A 23,158-nucleotide genomic window follows, 5' to 3' on the forward strand; every position below is an offset into this window, starting at 1 on the left:
CTTCAGTGCATGGGACCGATCGCCAACAGTGGCTGCAGTGAAAGATGCGCGCTGACGTGTGCGGCGATGGCGGCAACCAAACCGTGCCGCCAATAAAGATATCCCCACAGGATGCCGGCGCCGCCATGCAGCATGATCTCTCGCAATGCTGTTGGGAATGAGGGTGTCAGCGCCGACAGATAGGGGAGGTGAAATGCTGGAAAGACAACCAGCGCCGTGAGGAGGATCGCTGCCCAGAAGCACCATGCCTGCTTACCCGCCACGCTGACCAGGAGCCATGCGATTATCGACATCGCGACGAGGCGGAATTCCAGTTCATCCAGCACCGCGAGACGGGCGAAATGGGCGATCCGTTCAAGAGCCGACGATCCCGCCACGAGTGCAATCTGTGCAGCGGGCGTGACGTCGCGGAACAGAATGGCATCGGCCAACGCCATGTAGGCGCCAAAGGCAAGGCCGGCACCGATAGCAATGACCAGCGGATGGGCGCCGCGCGGCAAGATCCGCAGGCCGAGACGCCGCCAGGACTGGCCGGTAGCCGAACCATCGCAAGCCGTCATCGCCGCACCTCCAGCGACCAACAGTAATCGACAAACCCTAAATAGAAAAACCCGCCGCGAGGGCCTAAAGAAGCCTGCCATGTCCCTCGGTCATCGCTTCCCTTGGCCAGTTAATTCCCCGGGCCAGTTTATTCCCTTGATCAGATCATAAAGCCCGCGCCTCTGGCGGAGAGCGCGGGCCGATCGGGGCTGTCGCCCCAATCTTCAGCAGGCGATGGAGGGCATCGCCTGCCGCACACATCAACATTTAGAAACTGCTAATGTTCCATCGAGGCTGTTTGATCGAAACGAAATCCGCTTCCAATCGCGGTTGTCGCTTCTCGGCATTGTAGCGGAACCCCACGCCCATACGACCGTTTTTCCACGAGAGAAACGAAGGAGTTCGCCACCATGGACTGGAACCGCGTCGAAGGAAATTGGAAGCAGGTCAAAGGCAAGGTGAAGGAACAGTGGGGCAAGCTCACTGATGATGATCTCGACCGCATCGCCGGCAAGCGCGATCAGCTCGAAGGCAAAATCCAGGAACGCTACGGCTTGGCGAAGGATTGCGTACGCCGAGACATCGACGAATGGTATGGCCGGCAAGGCTGGTAGACAGCTTTGAACCAATCAATTTTTAAGGCGTTATGGAATTGCGACGCCTTCGTTGGAGCGATCTCGGCGGTTTTCGACCGCCACGTCGAGTGCCGTAAGTCTTTACCAGTCGCTGCCTGATTGCCTGCGAGCGGTAGACCGCCGCCAAGGGCGCTTCAACTTGCGCCGAGCTTCGCAAATCCACATCGTGGCTAGCGTTCGAAGGGCTCGCCAAGCGAGGCGACGCCGTTCAGCCTGAGCAGGCGGCGGTCCGCCGAGATGATACCGAGCACGACGATCGTAACGAGATAGGGAAGGCTGGAAAGCAGTTGCGACGGCACGTCCAGACCGGTCGCCTGGGCGGCGAGACTCATCAGCGAAACCGCTCCGAAGAGGCAGGCACCCAGGAAGATGCGGCCAGCGAGCCACGTACCAAAGACAACCAGTGCGATCGCGATCCAGCCGCGTCCGGCAATCATGCCGTCCGCCCAAAGGGGCGTGTACACCGCTGCCGCATAGGCGCCGGCAAAACCAGCCATCATGCCACCAAAGGCTATTGCCGCGACACGGATGGCGATGACCGGATAGCCGATGGCGTGGGCAGCCTTGGGATTCTCGCCGATTGCCCTCACGACAAGGCCGACCCTCGTATAGGCAAACATCGCCCAGATCGCGAACGTCACGGCAAGGGAAAGCCATACGACGACGTCTTCGACAAACAGCCTGCCGACTACCGGGATTTCCGAGAGGCCGGGAAAGGCAAGTTTCGGGAGCCCCTTGACCGTCAGGCTCTCGTAGCTTTTGCCGAACAGCGCCGAAAGGCCTTGGCCGAGGATGCCGATCGCAAGGCCCGTGGCGACCTGGTTTGCCCTGAAACCGAGTGCCAGCACTGCAAAGACGAGGGACAGGACGGCGCTGCCGAGGCCGGCGGCGACGAAGCCCAGCAGGTGTCCACCGCCGTGGTAGACGACGATGAACGCGAGCACCGCGCCGAGGGCCATCAGGCCCTCCACGCCGAGGTTAAGGACGCCGGCGCGCTCGACCACCAGCTCGCCTAGTGCGGCAAGCAGAAAGGGGGTTGCGGCTGCGAGCATGCCCGAAATAATGAACTCGACGGCGTTCATGGCTGGCTCCGGAGATGGGGGCGGCGCCACTCGATGCGGTAGCGCACGAAGGCCACGGCGACGAGATAGGCGAGCAGCAAACTGCCTTGGAAGACGCGGACGGCGGCGATCGGCAAGTTTGCCGACACCATCGCATTGTCGCCGCCGATGTAAAGGACGGCCATGAAGAGCGCAGAAAAGATGATGCCGACCGGATGCAAGCCGCCGAGATAGGCGACGATGATGGCCGCATAGCCGTAGCCGGTCGAGATCGAGCGCTGTAACTGGCCGAGCGGCCCCGCGACTTCCGCGGCGCCTGCCAGTCCCGCCACGAAGCCGCCGATCAGAAGCGACAGCCAAATCGCACGCGCTTCGCTAAAGCCGGCGTAGCCGGCCGCGCGCGGGGCAAGGCCGCCGACCTGGAGCTTATAACCCATGAAGCTTCGCTGCATGAAAACCCAGGCCGCCAGCGAAAGCGCGAGTGCGATGAGCAGCGAGACGTTGACGCGGGTACCCGCGATCAGGGTCGGCACCATCGCGTCGTTCTGAAACATCACGGATTGCGGGAAATTGAAGCCGGCCGGGTCCTTCCACGGGCCGAGCAGCAGGTAGTTGAGGACTTGCGCGGCAACGAGGCTCAGCATCAGGGAGACCAGGATCTCGTTCGCATTGAACCTGACGCGCCAGAAGGCGGTGATAGATGCCCAAAGCGCACCTCCGACGGCCCCGAGAAGCAGCATCAGCGGCCAGATCCACTGCCCGGTCGCCTGCGGAAACCAGACAGGGATCGCCGAGGCGAAAATAGCGCCGAGGATGAACTGGCCCTCCGCGCCGATGTTGAACACTTTTGCTCGAAAACCGATCGCCAGCCCCTGCGCGATGAGGAGAAGAGGCCCGGCCTTGAGCAGCACCTCCGCGAACGATGCCCAGGACAGGAAAGGCTCGAGAAGCATCGCGTACAGCACGGTCGCCGGATCTCGGCCTATCAGCACATAAAGGCCCAGATTGAGGATGATCGCCATGCCAAGCGCGGCAACCGGGGCCAGCATGGCCGCGACGAGCGAGGCATGCTCCCGGCGGACGAGCGCGGGGAGGAACGTCGCGGCCGAAATGTTCATGCAGAAACCTTCTCTGGCGAGGCATGAGCGCCGATCATGTATCGGCCGATGTCTTCGGGGCGCGTGTCCCGCGTGATCAGAGGCGGACTGAGCATCCCATGATGCAGCACCTGGATGAAATCGCAGAGTTCGAAAAGTTCCTCGAGTTCCTCGGAAATGACGAGGATCGCCATGCCCTCGTTGCGCAACGCAATGAGCCGCCTTCTGATGGCGGACGCGGCGCCGATGTCTACGCCCCAGGTCGGCTGCGCCACGAAGAGCAGTTTTGGCGAGAGCATCATCTCGCGACCGACGATGAATTTCTGCAAGTTGCCGCCCGACAGCGAGCCCGCTTCGGCAGCCGGGCCGGAGGCGCGGACATCGTGCTGGCGGATGCATTCGCTGGTGAAAGCCGTCGCTCCGGCGTTGTCGATGAGGCCGTGCCTCACGAGATCGAAAGGATGGGCGGTAAGAACGGTGTTGAGCACGAGCGACATTTCAGGGACCGCGCCGCGTCCGAGCCGGTCTTCGGGCACGAAGGCGAACCCGAGTCTCCTGCGCGCCGCCGCGTCGAGTGTGCCTACGTCGCGGCCCATCATGTAGATCCGGTCGCGCTGTTCCTTCAGCATCGCTTCGCCTGAGATGAGCGCGGCAAGTTCGCCTTGGCCATTGCCCGAGATTCCGGCTATGCCAAGGATCTCGCCTGATCGTACCGTGAGGCTGATGCCGGAGAGCGGCGTGGCAAAGGGGTCATCCGGCGTGTAATCCATGCCTATTATTTCCAGCCGCTTCTCCCCCTCGGGCATGGCCAACGCCGGCATCACCTCCGGCATGTCGCGGCCGATCATCATGCGGGCGAGATCGTGCGTATCGTGGTCGCGCGGGTCGACGGTGCCCGTAACGCGCCCTCCACGCAGGATGGTCGCCCGGTCGCAGATCGTGCGAATTTCCTCCAGCTTGTGGGAGATGAAGAGGATGGACACGCCCCGGTCGCGAAGGCGCCTGAGCGTTTCGAACAGCTTCTTCACCGACTGCGGCGGCAGCACCGAGGTCGGCTCGTCGAGAATGAGCAGCTTCGGATCCGTCATCAGGCAGCGGATGATCTCCACCCGCTGCCGCTCGCCGACCGAAAGCGCGTGCACATCGGCGAGCGGATCTACTTCAAGGCCAAAATCTTGGCCGAGAATGCGGATGCGCCCCGCCAGCTCCGCCTTGCTGCCGGGCACGACGAGCTGGATGTTCTCGACAACGGTCAGCGTCTCGAACAGCGAGAAATGCTGAAAGACCATGCCGATGCCCCTACGCCGTGCCTCGGCCGGCGAGGCAAGGCTCAGGAGCTCTCCGTTCCAGACGACGGTGCCCTCGTCCGGCTGTTCAACGCCATAGATGAGTTTCATCAGCGTCGATTTGCCCGCCCCATTCTCCCCGAGAATCGCATGGATCGATTGGGGCGCCACGTCCAGATCGATAGCCTGGTTGGCCCGGATCTGGCCGTAGCTTTTCGAGATGCCGCGAAGCGACAGAAGGGGCGGGGTCATGACTTACTTCGGCAGCGGTGTGGTGACACCCTTGACGTGCCAGTCCATCGCGACGATCTCGGGATCCGCAATCGTCGCCCCGGCGGCGGCGGCTGCGCTGCCGTCGGCCTTGGTGATTGGGCCTGTGAAGGGCGAGAAGCTGCCGTCGGCGATCTTCGCCGCCACTTCCTTGATCTTCGCCATGGTGTCGGCTGGGACATCCGAGTTCCAGTCCACGACCTCTACCACCTTTTCGGCGACGCCAAGGAAGGCGTTGGCGCCCTTGAAGGTTCCGGCGATATGGGCATCCACGGAAGCCTTGAAGAAGGGCGACCAGTCCGTCGCAATGCAGCCGAGATATTTCTTCGGCGCATATTTTTTCATCGACGAATTGAGGTTGAACGCGTAGACGCCAGCCTCTTCGCAGGCCGAGATGACCGAGGGCGTATCCTGCGCGTTCGAGAAGATCACGTCGCAGTTCTGCGCCATCAGTGCCTTGGCGGCTTCCTGTTCCTTGGCCGGGTCGAACCAGGAGTTCACCCAGACGACCGATACCTCGATAGCGGGGTTTACGGTCTGTGCGCCGAGCGTAAATGCGTTGATCGAGGTGATCAGCTCCGGAATGGCGAAGGCCGAGACCGAGCCCAGCTTGCCGGTCTTGGAAAGAGCTGCGGCGGCCATGCCGAGCAGGTAAGTGCCTTGGAAATACTTCGCCGCGAAGGGCGAGAAATTCGGCGCGGTCTGGAAGCCGGAGGCATGCAGCACGGTGACCCCAGGATCGCGGCGGGCGATCTGCAGTGCGCCATTCTGGTAGCCGAACGAGCCGGCGATCAGGAACTTGTTCCCGTCGGCGACGGTCTTGTTCATGATCCGGTCGGCGTCCGGCCCCTCGGCGATGTTCTCGATGACGGTGATCTTCACCTTGTCGCCGTATGCGGCCTTGACCGGCTCGAGGCCGGCGGCGAGCGCATGGCCCCAGCCGACATCGCCGACCGGCGACGGGAGCACGAGCGTGATACCCAGCGGCTCGTCGGCCGCAAAGGCGGGACGGCCGCCAAGCGCGCCGGCAAGCCCCGTCGCGGCAAGGCCCTTCATTAGAGTTCTGCGGGTCAGGTAGTTCAGCATGTCAGTTCCCCTTTTTTAAGTTGTCAGAATTCCACCGTAGCAAGCGCGGCTTCCGCGTCCGCGGCAAGCCGGGCCTCGTCCAGCCCGGCAAACGCACCCTTTTCCCAGACGATGCGGCCGTTGATCATGGTCATGTCGGTTGGCATGCCGATGCCGACCTTGGCAATCAGGCTCAACGGATCGTGGCGCGTGCCGACATAATCCATGCGGCGCGTGTCGATCGCGAAGAGATCGGCGGCCATGCCGGGCGACAGTCGGCCGATGTCCTTGCGACCGAGAAGCGCGGCGCCGCCCGTTGTCGCATAGCCGAGGAAATCGGCCGGCGCGGGCACCGGATGAGCGCGCGTCGAGGCCGCCAGGCATTGCAGCATGTAGGCGGAATGGATGCAGTGCATGAGGTTGGAATTGTCGTTCGAGGCGGCACCGTCGCAGCCGAGACCGACGCGCAGGCCGAAGGCGGACATGGCGGGAATATCGGTCACCTGCGCACCCACCAGATAGACCGGCTCCGGGCAGTGCGAAACGCCGGTGCCGCTCGCCGCCATCACCCGCAGTTCGTCATGCGTCAGCTCCCAGCAATGGGCATAGAAAGTGTCTTGGCCGGCAAATCCGAGTTCCTCGAGATAGTCCACCGTGCGCATGCCATGGCGGGCTTCGATGACCGGGCTTTCGCCCTCGCCGACATGGGTGTGCATCTGCAACCCGCGATCGCGCGCCAGCGAAACCGATTCCACGAAGGTTTCGCGGTAGCAATTGACCGGCTGGCAGGGAGCGACGACGACCTGGCGCATGCTGAAGGGGCTGGTGTCGTGATAAGTGTCGATGAGGCGAGCGCAGTCGGCGATGAATTCGTCCGTGGTCTCCAGCATCTCGTCCGGAATGGTCGAGCCTTCCGACTTCGGCAGCGTGTTGCCGCCGCGGCCCGCGTGGAAACGCATGCCGAGAAGATCGGCCGCTTCGAACTGCCGGTCGATGAGCCGCTTTCCGGCATGGCGGGGAAAATTGTACTGGTGGTCGAAGGCCGTCGTGCAACCGTGCTTGATCATCTCTGCCATCGCCGTGACCGAGGCGTGGTAGAAACAATCCTCGTTGAGCCGGGAGAAGATCGGATAGATCCGGTCGAGCCATTCGATGACCGACAGCTTCGTCCAGTCGAGCTCGGCACGGTTGCGCACGAAGCATTGGAAGAAATGATGATGGGTGTTGACGAGGCCGGGATAGACGAACCAGCCGTCGGCGTCCTGCACGATGGTGCCGGCCGGCAGTTCGCCTCTGTGCAGGCCTTCCCCGATTGCCTCGATCCGCGGCCCATTCGTCAGCACATCGACATTGCGCCGGACGCTCGGACCCCTGCCGTCATCGATGATGACCGCCGCGCAATCTTTCAGGAGATAGCCGGTCATCTCAAGCCTCGTCCGGGCATGGTCGCGGTTCGGGCTTCAGCTCGTGCAGCCGGTGGATACCGGGCATCTCGATGAAGTTGTCGAGGCTGCGGAGCGCTCGCGACCAGAGCCGGATCGTGGGATACGGGTCGAGGGAAACGCCTCCGTCGGGCGAGAGCGCGACATAGGGAAAGCAGGCAATGTCGGCAATCGTCGGCCGGTCGCACGCGAGAAACCGATTGCCACGCATTTTTTGTTCGAAGAGGCCGGCTTCCAGTTCACGCAGTGCCGCTATGCCATTGGCCTGAAGCGCACCGATGTCACCGGGGCGCAGCAGCATCTCGTGCAGGCGCGCGCCGCCGAGGCTGGCGGTCAGCCTGTGCGAGAAGGAAAGCCATTGCTGGATGCGCGCCGTCTCCTCGGGGGCGCCGCTGCCGAGCCAGGCCGGTGCTGCCTTCGCGGCGAGATAGCCAAGCATGGCGGAAGATTCGGTCAGGATCAGGTCGCCGTCCTCGAGGATCGGGATGGAGCCTCCCGGATTAAGCGCCATAAGCTCGGGGCGGCGATGCTCGGCGCCGGGATGGAAGTCGACCGGACGGATTTCGAGCTTCACGCCTGACAGCGACGCCATCAGGCGCACTTTGTAGCAACTTGGGGAGAGGACGTAGTCGTAAAGCCTCATTGTGCCACCAGCTGCGCGCCGTAGGTATAATTGTGGCGTTTCAGCCAGCGGCGATAGGCGACCGAGGTCAGGTCGGCGCGCGTCGGGATTTCCATGCCGGGATCGAGTGGCAGAAGCCGCGGGATCTGGTTTTCGAGGATCGAGCGGTCCTGCAGGAAAATCGTCTGCTGGAAATGGATGAGGTCGGTCAGTGGGGTCTCGTCGTCGAAGAGCGCCATCCACGGCCAGACGTCGCAGAGATCCTCGGCAAGCGGCTGGACGAACAGCGCGATGACATCCCATTCGCCTGGGCGCGGCGGGCAGGTCTTGTAAAGGACCGAGCAGGTCGGGGCCGGCACGCGGTACATATATTCCGTCGTGATACCCCCGCTCGCCGATTTCGCCGCCTGCGGCTGGTAGAACTTCACCTGGGTTGCCCAGACCTCGTCCTCTTCCTCGCGGATCTCGACCTTGTAGTCTTCGACCTCGGTATGCGGCTCCGAGCCGAGGATATCGGTATGGACGAAGGGGAAGTGTGCGATGTCGAGGAAGTTCTCGACGGCGCGGAGCGGCGAGCAGCGCACCCGCACCACACCGACATCGACGAAGCGGCGCCCGGGCTGGTCCGCCTCGGGAATCGGAAAGACCGGTTTCTTGGGTTCACCGAGTGATGACCAGATATGGCCATAGCGCACCGAGACCGGCAGCAGGCGACCGTTTTCGCCTGTCACTTTCGCCGCGCCATTGGCGTCGAGCGCAACCTTGATCGGCGCGCCCATCAGGGTGGTCTCGCACCCATCGCGGTCGAGCTGGCTGAAAAGCCCGACCGGATACCATTCGTCGCGCATCGCATCGTCGTTCATGACACGGCCTCTTTCGCCTCGATCCGTTCGGCCATGCGGCGAAGGCTCTCGGCGGCTCGCGAGGCGGCAATGCGCTCGGACGCACCGCAATCGGCTGGAACAAGGACATGGACCAGCGTCTCGCCGGTCTCCTGCGGGACGGGCAGCAGGCGGATTGCCGGCGCGCCGGGCGCCTGCCAGACGAATCCTTCAACGGCGGCCTTCGTTCCGGCAGCCGCAGAGAGCGCCGAACCTCCAGCACGGACCGTCAATGAACGGAGCGGCACGTAACCTTCGAAAAGCGGCGGCTTGCCTTCAGGCTCTCCATCAGCGACCCAGACGATGCCGCCTGCCTCTTCGACCGAGCGGGTCGCAACGCGAATCGTCTCCGGCGGCGTGAGATTGGGATGGGCGGGAATGCGCAGGCACCGACCGGCCTGCGAATAGGTCCAGCCGTGATAGATGCAGGAGAGCGCCTCGCCGCGCACGAAGCCATGGGAGAGGCGCATGCCACGATGCGGACAGCGATCCGCCGATGCCGCCAAGCGCCCCGATTGGCTTCGCCAGAGGGCAACGGGACCGGCGGGCGTCCGCGCCGGCATTGCCTGTCCTGTCGGCAGATCCTGGGAAAGGGCGACCGGCACCCAGGTGTCCGTCTTGTCGGACAGCATGACCTTACTTTCCGTACTGATACCACTGTTTGCCGGCCAGAGATGCCAGCACAAGGAGTTGGCGAACCGCTCGATAGTCTGACGTATGCATAATTATTTCGCAACTGCAATATTGATTAAATTAAGTGCAGACGGACGGTAACCACGCGCAAAGCCATGTGTTTTTTGCTCGACAGGCGCGCGGTCGATGGTCTCGACCCAGACCTCGATGGGCCCGAGCGAACATCCCATCTCCATCATGTCGATCAGTTCCGCCGCACCGGCAATATCGAGCTCGATGCGATCGGTACTTGCATGAGTGACATGGTGCGCGAGACCGAGCTTGGTCGCATGGCGCATGATCCAAGGCAGGAAGGACGCCGGTTGGAGCTGGCCGCGAATGGTCATCCGCTCATGGTGCTGACCTTGCTTCATCAAGAAGGACCTCGCGGCTTTGGTATCATGGTCAGCAGCATAGCGTCTGACCGAACGGGCGGAAGTGGTAATCGACGCGTGCAATTGCAGCGGATCCATACGCGAATGGCTGCGAGGGGCGAAAGGGCATAAAAAGCCAAAGCCGAATGGTTAGAGCCGCACCTGGCCGGACTGGTGCGGTGGCGGTGGCGCTCGTGCGATATTTGACGTCGAGGTCATGTCCGTTCCTCTAACGAATCGTTGAAATGCTCAGCAGGCAGTGTGGTGTAGTGAGCGGCCGATGGCTTCACCGGACGCCTGTCTGGCGCCGACTGTCCTGAGTTGGCAGCTCGGGTGGTGGGATGTGCGCTGCCGCTCTGGGTTAGAAGCAGCGCACGTGGGCCGGAGGCAGGGATCAATCCTACTGGGAAATGGAGCCGGAGCCGCGGCCCGAAGGCGTGGCTGGCGCCGCGTCTTAGCTCGCGGTGCGAATCACGCCTTTTCGCGCATCGCTGATGGCGAGCCAGATGGCCGAGACGGCGAAATAGAAGGCGCCGAACGCCGCATAGGGGGCGATGTTGGCGATGCCGACCGGGTCTGGTCCGTGGGCCATCAAGATCATGAAGACGCCTGCAAGGGCGGACTGGGCGCCGCTCAGGATCATCGCCCACTGGGCGCCGAAGGATTTCCAGCGACCAACGGCGGTGGCGAGTTGGAAGATGCCGGAGAAGCCGGCCCAGATGCCGAAGACGATCAGCACGCTGTGCATGCTGCTGCGAAGCGCGACAGCGACGGCGATCGCGGTGAGAATGCTGAAGATGAAGTTGAGCAGCTGCGATTTGTTGCGGCCGAGGCCACCGCTGCGCTGGGCATCGATGAAGTTGGCGAGCGCGTCCCAGGCCGGATAGCCGACGAGCATGATCGCGGCGAGCGGTGGCACGCTCTTGGCGACCGAGAAGGCAATCACGACCCACGCCGCCGAGAAGGCGAACCGGGTGAAATAATAGCGCTTGAGCCAGCCCGAGGCGGATGGGGCGGATCGGTGTTCGATCGTCTGCGTAACCATGTCGAGTCTCCTATTCATTGCCTATCAGCTAGAAGACGGATCATCGGCACGGAAATCGTTTGTTCAAATACCAGCAATCCAGCTCGGATATTCCTCGCAGGAATCCCTTGATCATCAGTCCCTTGCCGCGAGGGCGCCGAGTTCGTCTGTAATCCGCGAACCCCCGCAAGATCGGCAGAGAAGGCTCCGTGCTAACCAGGTGTTTTATTTGCATTGGTGCTCGAACGGACCTAAAAAGCCAGAAACCCTCGCTCTTATGGGCACATGTTGGGGGAGCGGATGCATCTTCGAGGGCTCGATCTCAATCTTCTGGTTGCGCTCGATGCGCTCCTCACCGAAAGGAATGTCACCCGCGCCGCGGAGCGCATTCACATCTCTCAGCCCGGGATGAGCGCGGCGCTGCGGAAGTTGCGCCACCATTTCGCCGATCCGCTGCTAGAGCAAATCGGCCGCAATCTCGAGTTGACCGCCAGGGGCCGCGCGCTCGCCGACCCTGTCAAGACTATTCTCTCTCAGGTCAGCGAGCTTAACGATCAGCCGACCAGCTTCGATGCGTCGGCCGCGCGACGTGTTTTTCGGATTTCTGCGACAACCTACTGCTGCGAGCTTCTGGCCACGCATTTGATATCTCGGCTGCGGGAGATCGCTCCGCTGATCAGCGTGCAGTTCGAGGAGCTGTCGGCGGATACCGCAGACCGCATTCTGGACGGTCAGATCGACTTCGCGATCACAATCTCAGCCAGACTGCTCGACAAGATGCAGGCCTATGACGAGTTCATACGGTCGCAGAAACTATTCACCGACAAATTCGTTGTGGCGATCTCCAAAGATAATGCGCACACCGCCAAGACCATCACTTTCGACGAGCTATGTGTGATGGGATATATCGAGATTCGGTTTGGCGGGGTGATCGCTGGCGTCGCTGAGCAGCTTTGGCGCCAGCAGCCTAAGCAACCGCACACATGCGGGTGGCTGCCGAACTTCCATCTCACTTTGAATACGGTCGGCAGGACTGACATGGCGACGATCCTGCCGTCGCTGCTGGTTGCGATGCAGAGCGACCGCTACAATGTGAGGGCGCTTCCAGTGCCCTTCGAGATGCCGATCATCGAGGAACGGCTCTACTGGCACCGGCGGAACGACAGTGATCCCGGCCATCTATGGATGGAACGGACGCTCGAAGAGGTCGCTGCCAGTTTCATAACTTGAGAACTGACGATCACGCGACGCCTCAGCGTGATCTTCCAGAGATCATCGCGCCAAGCGAAAGCTTGTGCGATTTTGCCGCCGACTGCCGCATCACCACCGTGGCGAAAACCGCCAATTCGCCAACAACGGTCAAAGCGGCCAGTAGTCCGGCAAGCTGAGTTATAGCAGTGTATAATCGCCACAGGCCGGTGGATTTGGACAACAACCATGGAAGCCGAGCCGGGGGGCTAGCCGGCAACAACTCGCCATCGGTCATGCGCGCACTCGCGTCTGTCAGTCGCCAAGTCTCCCCCCGCGATGGCCCGTCATCATCCGGGAAGCATACATCGTGGGCGAGCGCTTACCCGGCATATTGGCTTCGAGAACGATCTGCTCGACGAACCCCTGGTTCGTTTCGAATTCAATGCACTGATCAAGCTTGTCGACTATCCAAAGCATGTATCTGTCCCCCACATTCGGCTTTTTCTTGTCATAGCCGCAATCGTCGAGTGGAATTTCTTGAGGAAAGGCCGAGATCAGCATGATTTTCGGTTTTGGTAAATCATAGCACTGTCCTTCATATGAATAACCAACAATAATGCCACAGGAAAGAAGTTTCCCTTCCCTTGCTGCCTCTTCGAGTGTTACTAATGTTGATAAAGCAATTTTTCCAAACTTTCGCGTGTCGAGTACAATGTGGTACGACATTCCTGTAGGCAATGGAAACGGCGGTAGTGTAATAAGCTTCTTGAATATTTCTTCATCAGATAATATATTTCTTCCTTTACCTCTTAATTCTTCTACGATTTTCTTAACTTCTGCGTTTGCTTTCTCATCTTTTTTGGGATCACCCGTCGACATGTTTGACGAAATACTTGTGTTTTTTGTGCCGACGGCCTTTGAGCTCCCTGGGAAAACGAGACCACCACTCCCGGGGATGCCGTAGAGCCTTACTTGGCTGGCGTTATATGCGCCATCGGGAAAGGTCAGTGTCGGTCGGTGAAAATCGTCGCTCATGTCGTTACCCTCCGTTGCAATCACCAATTCATAAAATTTCCCGCCATCTGAAGTTCTCTTCGAAGCTTGCCGCTATCGCCGGGCCGACGCGGTCGGACACTTCGATGATGGTGGAGGCTGCGATTGCGAATGTGAGATGGTCGGCATCGAGGCGCGTCCACGCGCGCGCGAGCGAAAGCGCGACATCGTCGCGCGCCTTGATTAGCTCGGTCTTGAAAAGGAACGGACTGGCCCGGAATGCATCGCCCGTGAAGTTAGAGATGCGCCGCATGTCGGCTTCACTAACCTGCCTGATGTCGAAGCGAAGCAGGCGCTCGTCGGCCAGGCCCTGCCGCACCAGGCCGGCATGGTAGAGATCGACCAGGGTATCGAACACCGCTCCCGTGAATGGGCGAGACCGGTCATGAATCTCTTCGGTCACTTCCGTCATCTTGCGCGAGTTACTGGCGAGGCGGATCTGTCGGTCGCCCGTCAGTTCGGCGATGCGGTTGAGCTCGTTGAGGACAAGCAGGTTTGCCTGGCTGTGCCGTAACAATCGATCCATCCCGCTGTCGAAATGCAGGAACGAAAGCAGCGAAATAAGATCGGCGTTGGCTTCGTGGAACGGCCCGAAATCGCCGTTCTGCAGGCCCTGCGTGGGCACTCCGAAGAGAGAAAAGAGTATGGAGTGACCCATTTCATGCGCGATCACATCGAAGTTGAGGGCGTACGGATGGCCGCTCCCGTCGGCTCCACGCTCGCGGCCAAGCTCCAGATAGCCATACCCCGATTGCGCATTCTCCCAGTCAACCCAGGGAATGATCTCAAGCCGCTCGTATGTTTCGGCGAAATACCAGACAATCGGTTTGCCCAGATAGCTTTCCCAGATGTCCAGCACCCGGCTCGCAGCCGCGAACGCATGCGCTGCAAGGAACTGGCGCGACTGAAGAGCGAGGTGGTCGAAATGACCATCAAAGCCGGGTTCGGCGGGTGGGAAATACGCACCAACGAAGGGCGGCAGGTAGGCATACCCGTACGGCTGCTTGTCCAGCAAGGGATCACGCACGTATATGCGATGATCCTCCGGGCCCGGACGGATCAAACCAGGCGATGTTGAAATCCAGACCGCCTCGGGTTGCTCGTACCCAGAAACGTGAGGCGCTTGTGGGTATAGCAGGAAGCGTGTTCCGGCCGACATCCCCGCCCGACCGGCCACATCGAGCGCGTTCACCTGCGCGGCCCCTCTCATGGTCGGACACTAGCACGAAGTCTGCACTTCGTAAATTGCACCAAGTATCGCCGGCAACTCTGTCGTCAGATTGCTAAGCCGGCGTCCTCCAGATCTTGGGCAAACGCGACCGTCATTCTGAAATTCCTCAATTCCGCCGCCACCAATGCATTTTCTCGCACAAGTTGCAGAGCTGACAGTGCATCGCGCTTCTTTTGCTGAACGAAAGCTCCTGCGAGAATTTGCCGGCAGGCTTCGATATCATGGTCACTGGCTTCCCGTAATGCCTCGCGGACCATTCGCGACAGCGTACGTTCCCTAAAATTGAGGTTCCGCGCCGCATTCTCAAGCCTTCCTGACAAATCGGTGGAGATCAGGTTCCGCCTCCAAGCGGCGCGAACGGTCATTCGCAAATCAACCAAAGCGTGCGTTAGGGGCGAAAAATTCACCGCCTTCGGACCGTACAGCACTGCCACTGCGTCATCAGGCAGGAAAGCAAAGCGGCGGTACCATCGATAGATAAGGCCAACACCGTGCATGTATGGGTAAAGCTCGGCGGCTCGCAAGGCTCCCATGCTTCCGGCACCAATCACCGGGATGGCCTGGCTGATCGCCCACAGTATCTCCTTATGCCTCACTGCCGGCTCAGCCTGGAAGGCGCCGTCTATGATGACAATTGCAGCCGGGTCATAACGCTGCACCGCAGCTATGATCGAGCCTTGCACCGCGGGCGCCAGGCAGATCACGTCGGCCACCTGCTGTGCCTCTGGATGCGATAGCGTGGGGCCGGTGAAAACGAGCCGAGGTCGCATCCGGTCACTCCACCAAAGGGTACAATTGGGGGATAACTATCCTGACGGCCGACAGTCGGTTCCAAGGGCTGGTGTTGAGGCGGATCAGATACACGGCGTTGATTCCGCTTTCCTCCAGTCTCGCGAGAAGGCTACCAAGCAAGGTCTGCCCGCCCGCCACTCGATAGGCAGGCTGACGGGTGAAGCTCACGTCCTTGCGGCCGCCGGTGATCAGCTGGCGGTGCGCCTCGATAAGCTGCCAGTCGGGATATTTCGGATAAGACGCCCGTGTCATGTCATCGCGTGCACCAGAGATTGCCGCAAGCCGCGCCTGCGCCGCCTCGTGGATCGCTTGGACGGCAGCTGCCGCCGGATCGAATGCAGCGGCCGAGCCGTCGGCTGGCAGATGGAGCAATGCCGTCTCGCGAGGATTGCTTTCCATCAGATGGCACCAAATCACAGGCAGGCCAACAGGCGACGGCGCAAGCCAAAGGCCGACGATCATGTCCTTTCGTGCAAGTTCATCCAATAGGGCCAAGACCCTTGCGTCATCGATGGTCGCTGGATCGATTCGCTGGTGTTGCAGAAAACCATGTGTCTTGAGAGCGCGGGCGATGGCATCGCGTTCGACGCATTCCAATATTCCGTGTGTGATGGCGTCTGTTTCATCAAGCGCGGCCGCCAGTCCGGTTGTCGTCGGCGTGAAAATTCCGTCACGGGGGCTGGGCGGTACGAGATAGGCCGTGTGCACCAATTCCAGCGGAACGAAGTCACGGCCGCCGCCCAGCAGGTTCTCCGCCTCTACCCAAGCGTTTTCTCGGCCGCGCCAATCAGCAGGTGCGGGCTCTCGCAGCCACGTCTCAAATCGCCCGTAGGGTATTCCGAGTAACTTGGCCGAAGCGTAAGCTGCATCAAGATGTTCGATGCGCTCGGCGAAAAAGCTCTCAGCGGATTCCAAAATGGCCGATATGGCAGCGCGAGCCAGGCTGGCACCCTTTCCCTGCGCGACCGCATTTGAAAACGAGAACGGCCTCGTTGCCTGCACGACCGGGATGCCGACACGGTCCAGGCCGGTAATGTCCGCAATACGGGTGATGCCCAACGCTTGTCGCATCGACATCAGACAGGTCAGCGCTTCGTCTGCCGGAGGACCAATGCGCTCATATTGTTCCACTATCGGCTGGCCCGCAGTTCCGGCTCAGGGTTCACGACCAGCGGTTCGCCGGGCTCAACCGACTTCCTTGCCGCTTCGACACGGTCGTTGTAGCTCCGAAGCAGTACGGGCGAGAGATTTGACGCGCTGAGCGTCTCGTAGGCCGCGATGAGGATGGGCACGGCATTTTGCTCGGCTGCAGTATTGAGGCTCTTCTCAAGGGCAGCTGCCACCCGGCTGGCTGCCGCCCTGTCAAGGACGAGCAGTTGTGCAATTCGCCGGTGTAGTTCCGCCAGCCAATATCGGCTGCCACCCGCCTCGGCCTGCGCCACCGCCGAATGAAGCAGCGCAAGCGCATGACCGATCTCACCCGAGCGCGCGAGAAGTTCCGCCAGCATGCCGCAATAGACGGGCTCGTCCTCGGGTGTCTGCACTTGTCCATGCAGCCCGAGGCCCTCACGCATCTTGTCCTTGCCCCGCTCAAGTTGGCCAGCGTTGCCATCGCACCAGCCCTCGAAGATCTGTGCCGAGACGACTATCGAAGGCAGGTGATGAAGCGCGGTCAGCTGTCGCAGATCCTCAATCACGTCACGCAACGAAGCGAAGTCGCGGCGATAGCAACTCAGCATCGCGTCGTTGATACAGGCATGCGCAATGCTGCTGACATGGCCAGTCTGCTGCGCCAAGCGGCGGGCCTCCGACATGGAGCGGAGAGCGCTCGTTGCTCGTCCCGAAAACCACAGCGACAGTGCACGATGGGCCAAGCCGCACACGCGCGCGTCGTGCCCCCCAAAACGCGTGGCATTCGCGTGCCCCTGGCTCACGTCATAGAGCGGCAATCCAGCATCAATCGCGGCTATGCATCCGCCATGGTCTCCGCGATTGAAATCGACTGCCCACAAGCAGTGCCTGGCCTGAAGCTGAATCTCGGGGTCGTTAACCTCCTTCAAATCATTGACGACGGCCTGCGCCCGCTCGCCATCAACGACCGAACCCGTGAACCACCAACCCCAATAGATCGGGAACCACTTGGCGCGCTCCGCTATCGGCCGACGCCGGGTGATCATTACGCCGTCGTCATAGAGCCTGCGGGCGTGTTCGGAATTTGGTCCTTCGACGGCAGTCAGTATCGGCCCGAGCGCCACCATCGCCGAGAGCCGCAGCGCATCCCGTTTGTCATGATCAGAAACCTGCCCGCAAAGCGCAATGGCATGCTCGAGCAGCTGCCTTGCCTCAGCCATGGCCGAGCGGGATGAGCTTTCCATGCCGGCATTGACGAACTCGCCGATCGCTTCGTCAAGCAGGCCGCCTCGCTCAGCATGATCGGCAAGAGCTGCCGTTGTTAGCCAGCCAACGAGGCTGCGGTTGCCGCTAGCCACCACGTAAAGACGCTGATGCAGAGTCTGCCGCCGTTTCCGCAGTGTTCCATTGTAGATCGTCTCTTGGATGAGCGTATGCCGAAACGCGTACACTGTCGCTGCTGCGTGCCTGGCACGTACGAAGCCTGCCTCGGCCAGGGCATCGAGCGCCGCAGAGATTGTGCCCCGGTCAAATTCCGGCAAGAGCGCCGACAGCAAGTCCAGGCTGAATCTGTTGCCGGCGACGGCGGCCGCTCGCGCCACCTCACGGGCGCGGCCGAGAGGCTCCAGCCGGGCATCTATCACGGTTTCCAACACCGCCGCGCGGCCGAGCGAAACGTCCTGTGGCAGCTGCTCCGTACCGCTAGCGGCATTCTCCGCCATCCATTGGCAAACCTCCTCGATGAACAGGGGTACACCGCCGGTGACGCGCTCGACCAACTCTATCAACTCAGGCGCAGGCGCTCGCTTGCCTTGAGGCCACATCGTTGCGATTGCCCGCAAGGTGTCGGCATGCTCAAGGGGAGCGAGCAGGACATGCTTGCTTCTTTCGTCCAGCCAGTCGCCAGATCCCGGCCTCGTCGTTGCGATCAAGAGCACGGGGGAACTCGGAACCAGCTTTGCAAGTTCACCCAGCAGCTGCTTCGACGTCAGGTCGATCCAATGAATATCTTCAACGATCAACACCACTGGGCCACCGGCGCACGTTGCTTGTAACGCATGGCGCGCGGCCCAATCGGCCTTCTCCCGGATTGCTTCCGGGCCCATCTCATGGAAACCGGACCCCGCGCCTTCCACGCCGAGCAGAAAAGAAAAGATGTCGACGACTTCGGCGTCGTGAACGTCATGTGCGGCGAACGCCTCGGCTAGAAGCGCAGGGGTAAGTGCACGCTCGCCGTCGTCGAAATTGCCCAGCATCGCCTGCCGCAGTGGATACAGCGTCGAACGCGAGTCGCCTGGCATACATTGGAAGAGGAGCAACCTGTTGCGTTGGAAACGCGTTCGCCGGCGCACCTCGTGCAGGATGCGCGACTTGCCAATACCGGCTTCGCCCTCGATCACGATGACCTGGCCACGTCCCGAAACAGCTTCATTCCAACATTCATGGATCAGCTCGGCCTCATCCGTGCGGTCGATCAAGGGGCTGGTGAGGCGTCCGAACGCGAAGAAACGGTCTACCCCCCGTTTGTGGCTCAGCGCCTGCCAGACCTGCTCGGGTTGCGCGAAGCCTTTGATGACGTGAGAACCGCAGAAGCTAAATACGTGTGAGCGCCGTGTCAGATTGCGCGTCTCGTTGCACACGACGACGGTATCTGGCCGGGCGATTGCCTGCAGCCTGGTTGCCAGCGCAAATGCAGGACCGGTTACCGTGTCTTGCCCTACAGCGGTGTCGCCCTTCAGGATTAGCGTCATCGAGGTCGCCACGCCGACCCTTACATGCAGGTCGCTCCTCCCTTTCTCCGCGGCAAGGAGCTTGCACGCCCTGACGATCTCAAGTCCGGCGCCGATTGTCAGCGACGCCGCATCCTTCGCACCCAGATCGACTGGGAACACGGCGACGCCGCCGTCGCCGACCTCGACCCTCACGGTTCCGGAGCACGATACGATTGCTTTCTTGGCGGCCATTTGAAACGCCAAGATAAGTTCCTCAAAATCTTCGATGCCGAGCAGGCCGAGCAACTCGGTGGAGCCTACAAGATCGTAGCAAAGGGCGGTTAATACGCGCCGCTCGTGACGGGACTCGACGCCGTCGTCCATCAACCCCCTGCCGATCGGAAGGCGCGAGCCAGTCCCCGCCTTCGGAACATCAACTCGGCTCTTATGCGACATGTCACCCTCGCTGACAGGGCATACTATCAAAAGTATGACAGAGCACAAATTACAGAGCGGCGATCGCCGCAACCTGCGACGGCTGCTCGGGACCTCTCGCTTGCCTTCAGCTCGCGGCCCATGTTTTTCATCGCCGTCATGCGCTCGGCGATGGTACCCGTCGCCTCTTTGTGCGCCAGCGCAGCGCCTGCAATAAGCACGGCTGCTAACGTCATGGCCGCGAGCTTGAACACCCAAACCTCCCGTCCACGAGGGTGACCTGCCACTGCGTTAAGCGGCAGGTCTTGCTTGGACTACTTCACTGGAATCATCAGGTGCGCGTAGGGCGTGTCGGGGAACATGACATATGGCTGTGTCTGGTTTGGTTCGTGGGGATATAACGCCATGATTTCCGGTGCGTTCATGATCATGACATGGGGACCGTCATGTAGCCATTCGGCCCCTTCCGCCGGCTTGGTTGCAAAGGGGTCGGTATTGCTGGCTGCGTCGCCGCCCTTCAGCATGTAAGCGAAAGCGACCTTGCCTTTCGGCGGCTCGCTCTTTGACATGATCGCGTGCATCCACGCCATCCCGTTCTCATCTGTGCACATCGGATCGTCGGCGGGAGTTCCAGGGTCGTCCGGGATGCAAGTGAAGCCGTTCGTGCCCTTCCTCAACGTCTTCATCTCCCAATTCACGACGGCGGCATTTTTGCCGACAGCGTCCGGTGCTGCCGTAATCGCATTCTCAATCAACTGCTCATCGCTTTTATCAGCCGCAGGTGCGGGGAATGCCCAAGCGGCGGCAATAGCTGCCAGGACCACAGGGCTTGAATGGATGCGCATTTCCTCCTCCTTAGCGAGCGCAGATTTTGCCGGCGCGTTCGCAACGAGCACAGCTCCCGCTCTTTGGAGTTGGCTGCTGCCCTAGGACCTGGAACGCGCCGAATACATAAGATACTCCTCATATTACCGGGGGTCACTCAGGATGTGACGCCGGTCCGCCTGACGAGCGGCCGCCCGTCAGGCAGCCGGCCGGATGTTTTGGTTCACCCGGAAGAGGTTGTTCGGGTCGTATGTCTTCTTCAGCGTAGCCAGGCGCTCGTAGTTGTCTCCATAAGCAGCCTTGAGCCTTGCATCGCCCTCGTCATCCATCATGAAGTTCAGGTAGGCGCCACCCAGATCGAACGGATGCACCGCCTCCCAATAGGCCTTGGTCCAGCGCGTCACCGGCCCCGCTTTCTGTGGGTCCGGATCGATCCCTGCGATAACCATCGACCAGGTCGCATCACGGCAATTCCAAGCTGTCTCGTCTTTGCCGATACGATGGACGGCGCCATCGATCGGATAGAGATGCATGAGCGATAGCTCGCTCGGCGTCTTCGCCGCCTGCTTGAGATGAGCGTCAATCGCCGCGTCAGACAGTGTCTTGACGAAATCGCCCCGCCAGTACCACTGCATCCCCTTCGGGTAGAGCCCGTCGAACATGCTCTGCACGGCGGGATAGGGCATCGTTCCCATCCAATTGAACCAAGGCGCAGGGAGCGCATCGATGAGCGGGGCCAGCGCCTGTCTACCCTTTTCCTCCGGACCGCTATAGCAACACATCAGGAGACACATCCGCTTGCCCCAAAACTCTTCCGGAAACGGCGCGCTCGAGAGGACCGTCTTGAGCCCGAGGAAGATCCCGAGTTCCTCGGGCGCGTCCGGCAGGAACTCGCGATAACGCTGCATGATGGTACGGGCGTGTTGTTGATCAAATGCGATCGGCCCCGCAAAGACCATGTTGACCCGGTGAAGCTGGAACACAAAGCTGGTGACGACGCCGAAATTGCCGCCACCGCCACGCAGCGCCCAGAACAGGTTGGGGTCCCGTTCCTTGCTGGCGGTGACGAAGCTTCCGTCGGCAAGCACGACATCGGCCTCGATCAGATTGTCGATGGTCAGACCGTATTTGCGCGTCAGATAGCCGTGGCCGCCACTCAGCGTCAGTCCGGCGATCCCAGTGGTCGAGATGATGCCCGCCGGGACAGCCAACCCAAAGGCATGGGTGGCGTGGTCGACGTCGCCTTGAGTGCAGCCCGGGCCTACCCGCGCCGTACAGACGTCCGGATCGACGCGCACGCCGTTCATCGCCGACAGGTCGATCACCAGACCGTCGTCGCAGCTCCCTAACCCCGGTCCGTTATGGCCGCCGCCACGTACCGCAACCAGCAACTTGTTGTCGCGACCGAAATTCACCGCTGTGATCACGTCGGCGACGTCGACGCAGCGAGCGATGACCAACGGTCGCTTGTCGATCATGCCGTTGTAGAGCTTGCGGGCCTCGTCATAGTTCGCGTCGCCTGTGCGGATTACTTCGCCCCGCAGGCTTGCTGCGAATTTGGTGATGTCTTCGTCGTTCATGGCATTCCTCCCTACCGAACCTGTCGGCCGGTCGATGGACGCTAGCCCATCCGGTGCTCGCGAAAATGTCACATCGTCCAATTCTGTTGCCCGATCGTTCAGAGTAGGATCGCGCATATGCGCGCTTGCTCATATGGCCGTATTGCTGGATAGTTCGGATGTCCGGCCGAAAAATTCGTCATTCAGGGGGTAGTCGATCGTTTCCGGAGGTGTAGTGCATGGATGTCCTTTCCGATGTGCTCCGAGCCGTTCGCCTGACGGGTGCGATCTATTTCGATATCGACGCCAGTTCTCCCTGGGTCGGCGAGTCGCCGGGTACCGCCCAGATTGCCGCCGCCATCATGCCGGAGGCCGAGCACGTCATTTCCTTTCATGCCGTGATGTCTGGATCGTGCTGGGCTGCGCTGGGAGACCATTCTATGCCTCCGGTACAGGTTAACGCCGGCGATATCGTCGTCTTCCCCGGAGGTGCCCCGAATGTCATGAGTTCCTCGCCGGGGACGCGGGGCAAAGCCAACATGGCAATGTACTACCGGCCGGTAGACGAGAACCTGCCGTTCGCGGTGATTCATGGCGGTGGTGGAGACGAGCGGACCCGGTTTATTTGCGGGTACCTTGGCTGCGATGCGCGTCCCTTCAATCCGCTGCTCGCCGCGTTGCCGGCCATACTGTGCGCCCACAAACCTGCCGACGGCAGCAGCTGGGTTACTGACCTGTTTCGCCAGGCGCTAGCTGAGGGTGGCAGCGGGCGCGCCGGTGGCGAAACGGTTCTCGCCAAGTTGAGCGAATTGATGTTTGTCGAGGTCATCCGCGGCTATCTTGAGACCCTGCCCGAGGACTCGCGTGGATGGCTGTCCGGCCTTCGCGATCCGCACGTCGGCGAGGCGCTCCGACTCATTCACGCACGCCCTACGGAGGAATGGACATTGGACCGTCTCGCCCGCGCCGTAGGGCTCTCGCGCACTGCTTTTGCGGGCCGCTTTAGCCACTACGTCGAGGTCTCGCCCATGCAGTATCTTGCGCGCTGGCGTCTGCAGCTGGCGGGACGCCTGCTCGAACGGCCCGATGTCAGCATCGCGCAGGTGGGAGCTGAGGTCGGCTACGAGTCGGAGGCCGCGTTCAATCGCGCCTTCAAAAAGTTCGTCGGCATTCCACCTGGTACCTGGCGCAAGGGACGTTCGACTTTGCTGAAAGCCCAAAAGTTGGCGTCTGTCGTCGTTCAGTAGGCAAAAATGGCGCG

General features: G+C 61.2%; 23 protein-coding genes. 3 read left to right on the forward strand and 20 right to left on the reverse strand.

Annotated elements, in window-relative coordinates:
- Window positions 1-2: 2 nt before the first annotated feature.
- Complete coding sequence (locus NKJ01_RS16365) at window positions 3-641, reverse strand: CPBP family glutamic-type intramembrane protease (protein WP_352729371.1); 639 nt, start codon at window positions 639-641, stop codon at window positions 3-5.
- Between the two features lie 309 nt (window positions 642-950).
- On the opposite strand from NKJ01_RS16365, the gene NKJ01_RS16370 reads away from it, so the two are divergent.
- Entirely contained in the window at window positions 951-1,154 is a 204-nt protein-coding gene (locus NKJ01_RS16370) for a CsbD family protein (RefSeq protein ID WP_352729373.1), read from the forward strand.
- Between the two features lie 191 nt (window positions 1,155-1,345).
- Here NKJ01_RS16370 and NKJ01_RS16375 read toward each other — a convergent pair whose 3' ends face one another.
- From NKJ01_RS16375 to NKJ01_RS16420, 10 genes are all read right to left on the reverse strand, one after another.
- Window positions 1,346-2,257 (reverse strand): ABC transporter permease, encoded by a 912-nt coding sequence (locus NKJ01_RS16375; protein WP_352729375.1) that lies wholly within the window; start codon window positions 2,255-2,257, stop codon window positions 1,346-1,348.
- Window positions 2,254-3,354, reverse strand: a complete 1,101-nt coding sequence (locus NKJ01_RS16380) for an ABC transporter permease (RefSeq protein WP_352729377.1) — start codon at window positions 3,352-3,354, stop codon at window positions 2,254-2,256. The genes NKJ01_RS16375 and NKJ01_RS16380 overlap by 4 nt, the downstream gene beginning before the upstream one ends.
- A complete protein-coding gene (locus NKJ01_RS16385; RefSeq protein ID WP_352729379.1) occupies window positions 3,351-4,871 on the reverse strand; it encodes an ABC transporter ATP-binding protein in 1,521 nt (506 codons plus the stop codon). The genes NKJ01_RS16380 and NKJ01_RS16385 overlap by 4 nt, the downstream gene beginning before the upstream one ends.
- Window positions 4,872-4,874: 3 nt before the next feature.
- Entirely contained in the window at window positions 4,875-5,972 is a 1,098-nt protein-coding gene (locus NKJ01_RS16390) for a BMP family ABC transporter substrate-binding protein (protein WP_352729427.1), read from the reverse strand.
- Window positions 5,973-5,998: 26 nt separating this feature from the next.
- Window positions 5,999-7,378: an amidohydrolase gene (locus NKJ01_RS16395; protein WP_352729380.1), complete on the reverse strand. Its 1,380-nt coding sequence runs from the start codon at window positions 7,376-7,378 to the stop codon at window positions 5,999-6,001.
- Between the two features lies 1 nt (window position 7,379).
- The gene (locus NKJ01_RS16400; protein ID WP_352729382.1) at window positions 7,380-8,039 is read right to left on the reverse strand and encodes a glutathione S-transferase family protein; all 660 of its coding nucleotides are present in this window, start codon (window positions 8,037-8,039) and stop codon (window positions 7,380-7,382) included.
- Window positions 8,036-8,881 carry an aromatic ring-hydroxylating dioxygenase subunit alpha gene (locus tag NKJ01_RS16405; protein WP_352729384.1) on the reverse strand — a complete coding sequence of 282 codons (846 nt, stop codon included), beginning with the start codon at window positions 8,879-8,881 and terminating at the stop codon, window positions 8,036-8,038. The genes NKJ01_RS16400 and NKJ01_RS16405 overlap by 4 nt, the downstream gene beginning before the upstream one ends.
- Window positions 8,878-9,531 (reverse strand): Rieske 2Fe-2S domain-containing protein, encoded by a 654-nt coding sequence (locus NKJ01_RS16410; protein WP_352729386.1) that lies wholly within the window; start codon window positions 9,529-9,531, stop codon window positions 8,878-8,880. Before NKJ01_RS16410 ends, NKJ01_RS16405 begins: the two co-directional genes overlap by 4 nt.
- A 93-nt stretch (window positions 9,532-9,624) precedes the next feature.
- Window positions 9,625-10,044, reverse strand: coding sequence for an acylphosphatase (locus NKJ01_RS16415; RefSeq protein ID WP_352729388.1), 420 nt, complete (start codon window positions 10,042-10,044; stop codon window positions 9,625-9,627).
- 355 nt (window positions 10,045-10,399) lie between these two features.
- On the reverse strand, window positions 10,400-10,990 hold the full coding sequence (locus NKJ01_RS16420; protein ID WP_352729390.1) for a DUF308 domain-containing protein: 591 nt from the start codon (window positions 10,988-10,990) through the stop codon (window positions 10,400-10,402).
- Between the two features lie 279 nt (window positions 10,991-11,269).
- Between NKJ01_RS16420 and NKJ01_RS16425 the strand changes: the two genes are divergently transcribed.
- Window positions 11,270-12,199 (forward strand): LysR substrate-binding domain-containing protein, encoded by a 930-nt coding sequence (locus NKJ01_RS16425; protein WP_352729392.1) that lies wholly within the window; start codon window positions 11,270-11,272, stop codon window positions 12,197-12,199.
- A 22-nt stretch (window positions 12,200-12,221) separates the two neighbouring features.
- Here NKJ01_RS16425 and NKJ01_RS16430 read toward each other — a convergent pair whose 3' ends face one another.
- From NKJ01_RS16430 to NKJ01_RS16470, 9 genes are all read right to left on the reverse strand, one after another.
- Window positions 12,222-12,455 (reverse strand): hypothetical protein, encoded by a 234-nt coding sequence (locus NKJ01_RS16430; protein ID WP_352729394.1) that lies wholly within the window; start codon window positions 12,453-12,455, stop codon window positions 12,222-12,224.
- A gap of 17 nt (window positions 12,456-12,472) precedes the next feature.
- A complete protein-coding gene (locus NKJ01_RS16435; protein ID WP_352729395.1) occupies window positions 12,473-13,195 on the reverse strand; it encodes a hypothetical protein in 723 nt (240 codons plus the stop codon).
- Window positions 13,196-13,223: 28 nt separating this feature from the next.
- A complete protein-coding gene (locus NKJ01_RS16440; protein ID WP_502905883.1) occupies window positions 13,224-14,423 on the reverse strand; it encodes a gluzincin family metallopeptidase in 1,200 nt (399 codons plus the stop codon).
- A 65-nt stretch (window positions 14,424-14,488) separates the two neighbouring features.
- Window positions 14,489-15,157, reverse strand: a complete 669-nt coding sequence (locus tag NKJ01_RS16445; RefSeq protein ID WP_352729399.1) for a TfuA-like protein — start codon at window positions 15,155-15,157, stop codon at window positions 14,489-14,491.
- 61 nt (window positions 15,158-15,218) lie between these two features.
- Entirely contained in the window at window positions 15,219-16,367 is a 1,149-nt protein-coding gene (locus NKJ01_RS16450) for a YcaO-like family protein (protein ID WP_352729401.1), read from the reverse strand.
- Window positions 16,367-19,462 (reverse strand): ATP-binding protein, encoded by a 3,096-nt coding sequence (locus NKJ01_RS16455; protein WP_352729403.1) that lies wholly within the window; start codon window positions 19,460-19,462, stop codon window positions 16,367-16,369. Before NKJ01_RS16455 ends, NKJ01_RS16450 begins: the two co-directional genes overlap by 1 nt.
- 98 nt (window positions 19,463-19,560) lie before the next feature.
- Window positions 19,561-19,767 carry a hypothetical protein gene (locus tag NKJ01_RS16460; RefSeq protein WP_352601590.1) on the reverse strand — a complete coding sequence of 69 codons (207 nt, stop codon included), beginning with the start codon at window positions 19,765-19,767 and terminating at the stop codon, window positions 19,561-19,563.
- A gap of 60 nt (window positions 19,768-19,827) precedes the next feature.
- On the reverse strand, window positions 19,828-20,358 hold the full coding sequence (locus NKJ01_RS16465; RefSeq protein WP_352601592.1) for a hypothetical protein: 531 nt from the start codon (window positions 20,356-20,358) through the stop codon (window positions 19,828-19,830).
- A gap of 177 nt (window positions 20,359-20,535) precedes the next feature.
- Complete coding sequence (locus NKJ01_RS16470) at window positions 20,536-21,918, reverse strand: FAD-binding oxidoreductase (RefSeq protein WP_352729406.1); 1,383 nt, start codon at window positions 21,916-21,918, stop codon at window positions 20,536-20,538.
- A gap of 218 nt (window positions 21,919-22,136) precedes the next feature.
- On the opposite strand from NKJ01_RS16470, the gene NKJ01_RS16475 reads away from it, so the two are divergent.
- Window positions 22,137-23,144, forward strand: a complete 1,008-nt coding sequence (locus NKJ01_RS16475) for an AraC family transcriptional regulator (protein ID WP_352729408.1) — start codon at window positions 22,137-22,139, stop codon at window positions 23,142-23,144.
- Window positions 23,145-23,158 lie beyond the last annotated feature (14 nt).

The sequence above is a fragment of the Mesorhizobium sp. M0276 genome, assembly GCF_040321755.1.
Taxonomy (GTDB): Bacteria; Pseudomonadota; Alphaproteobacteria; order Rhizobiales; family Rhizobiaceae; genus Mesorhizobium.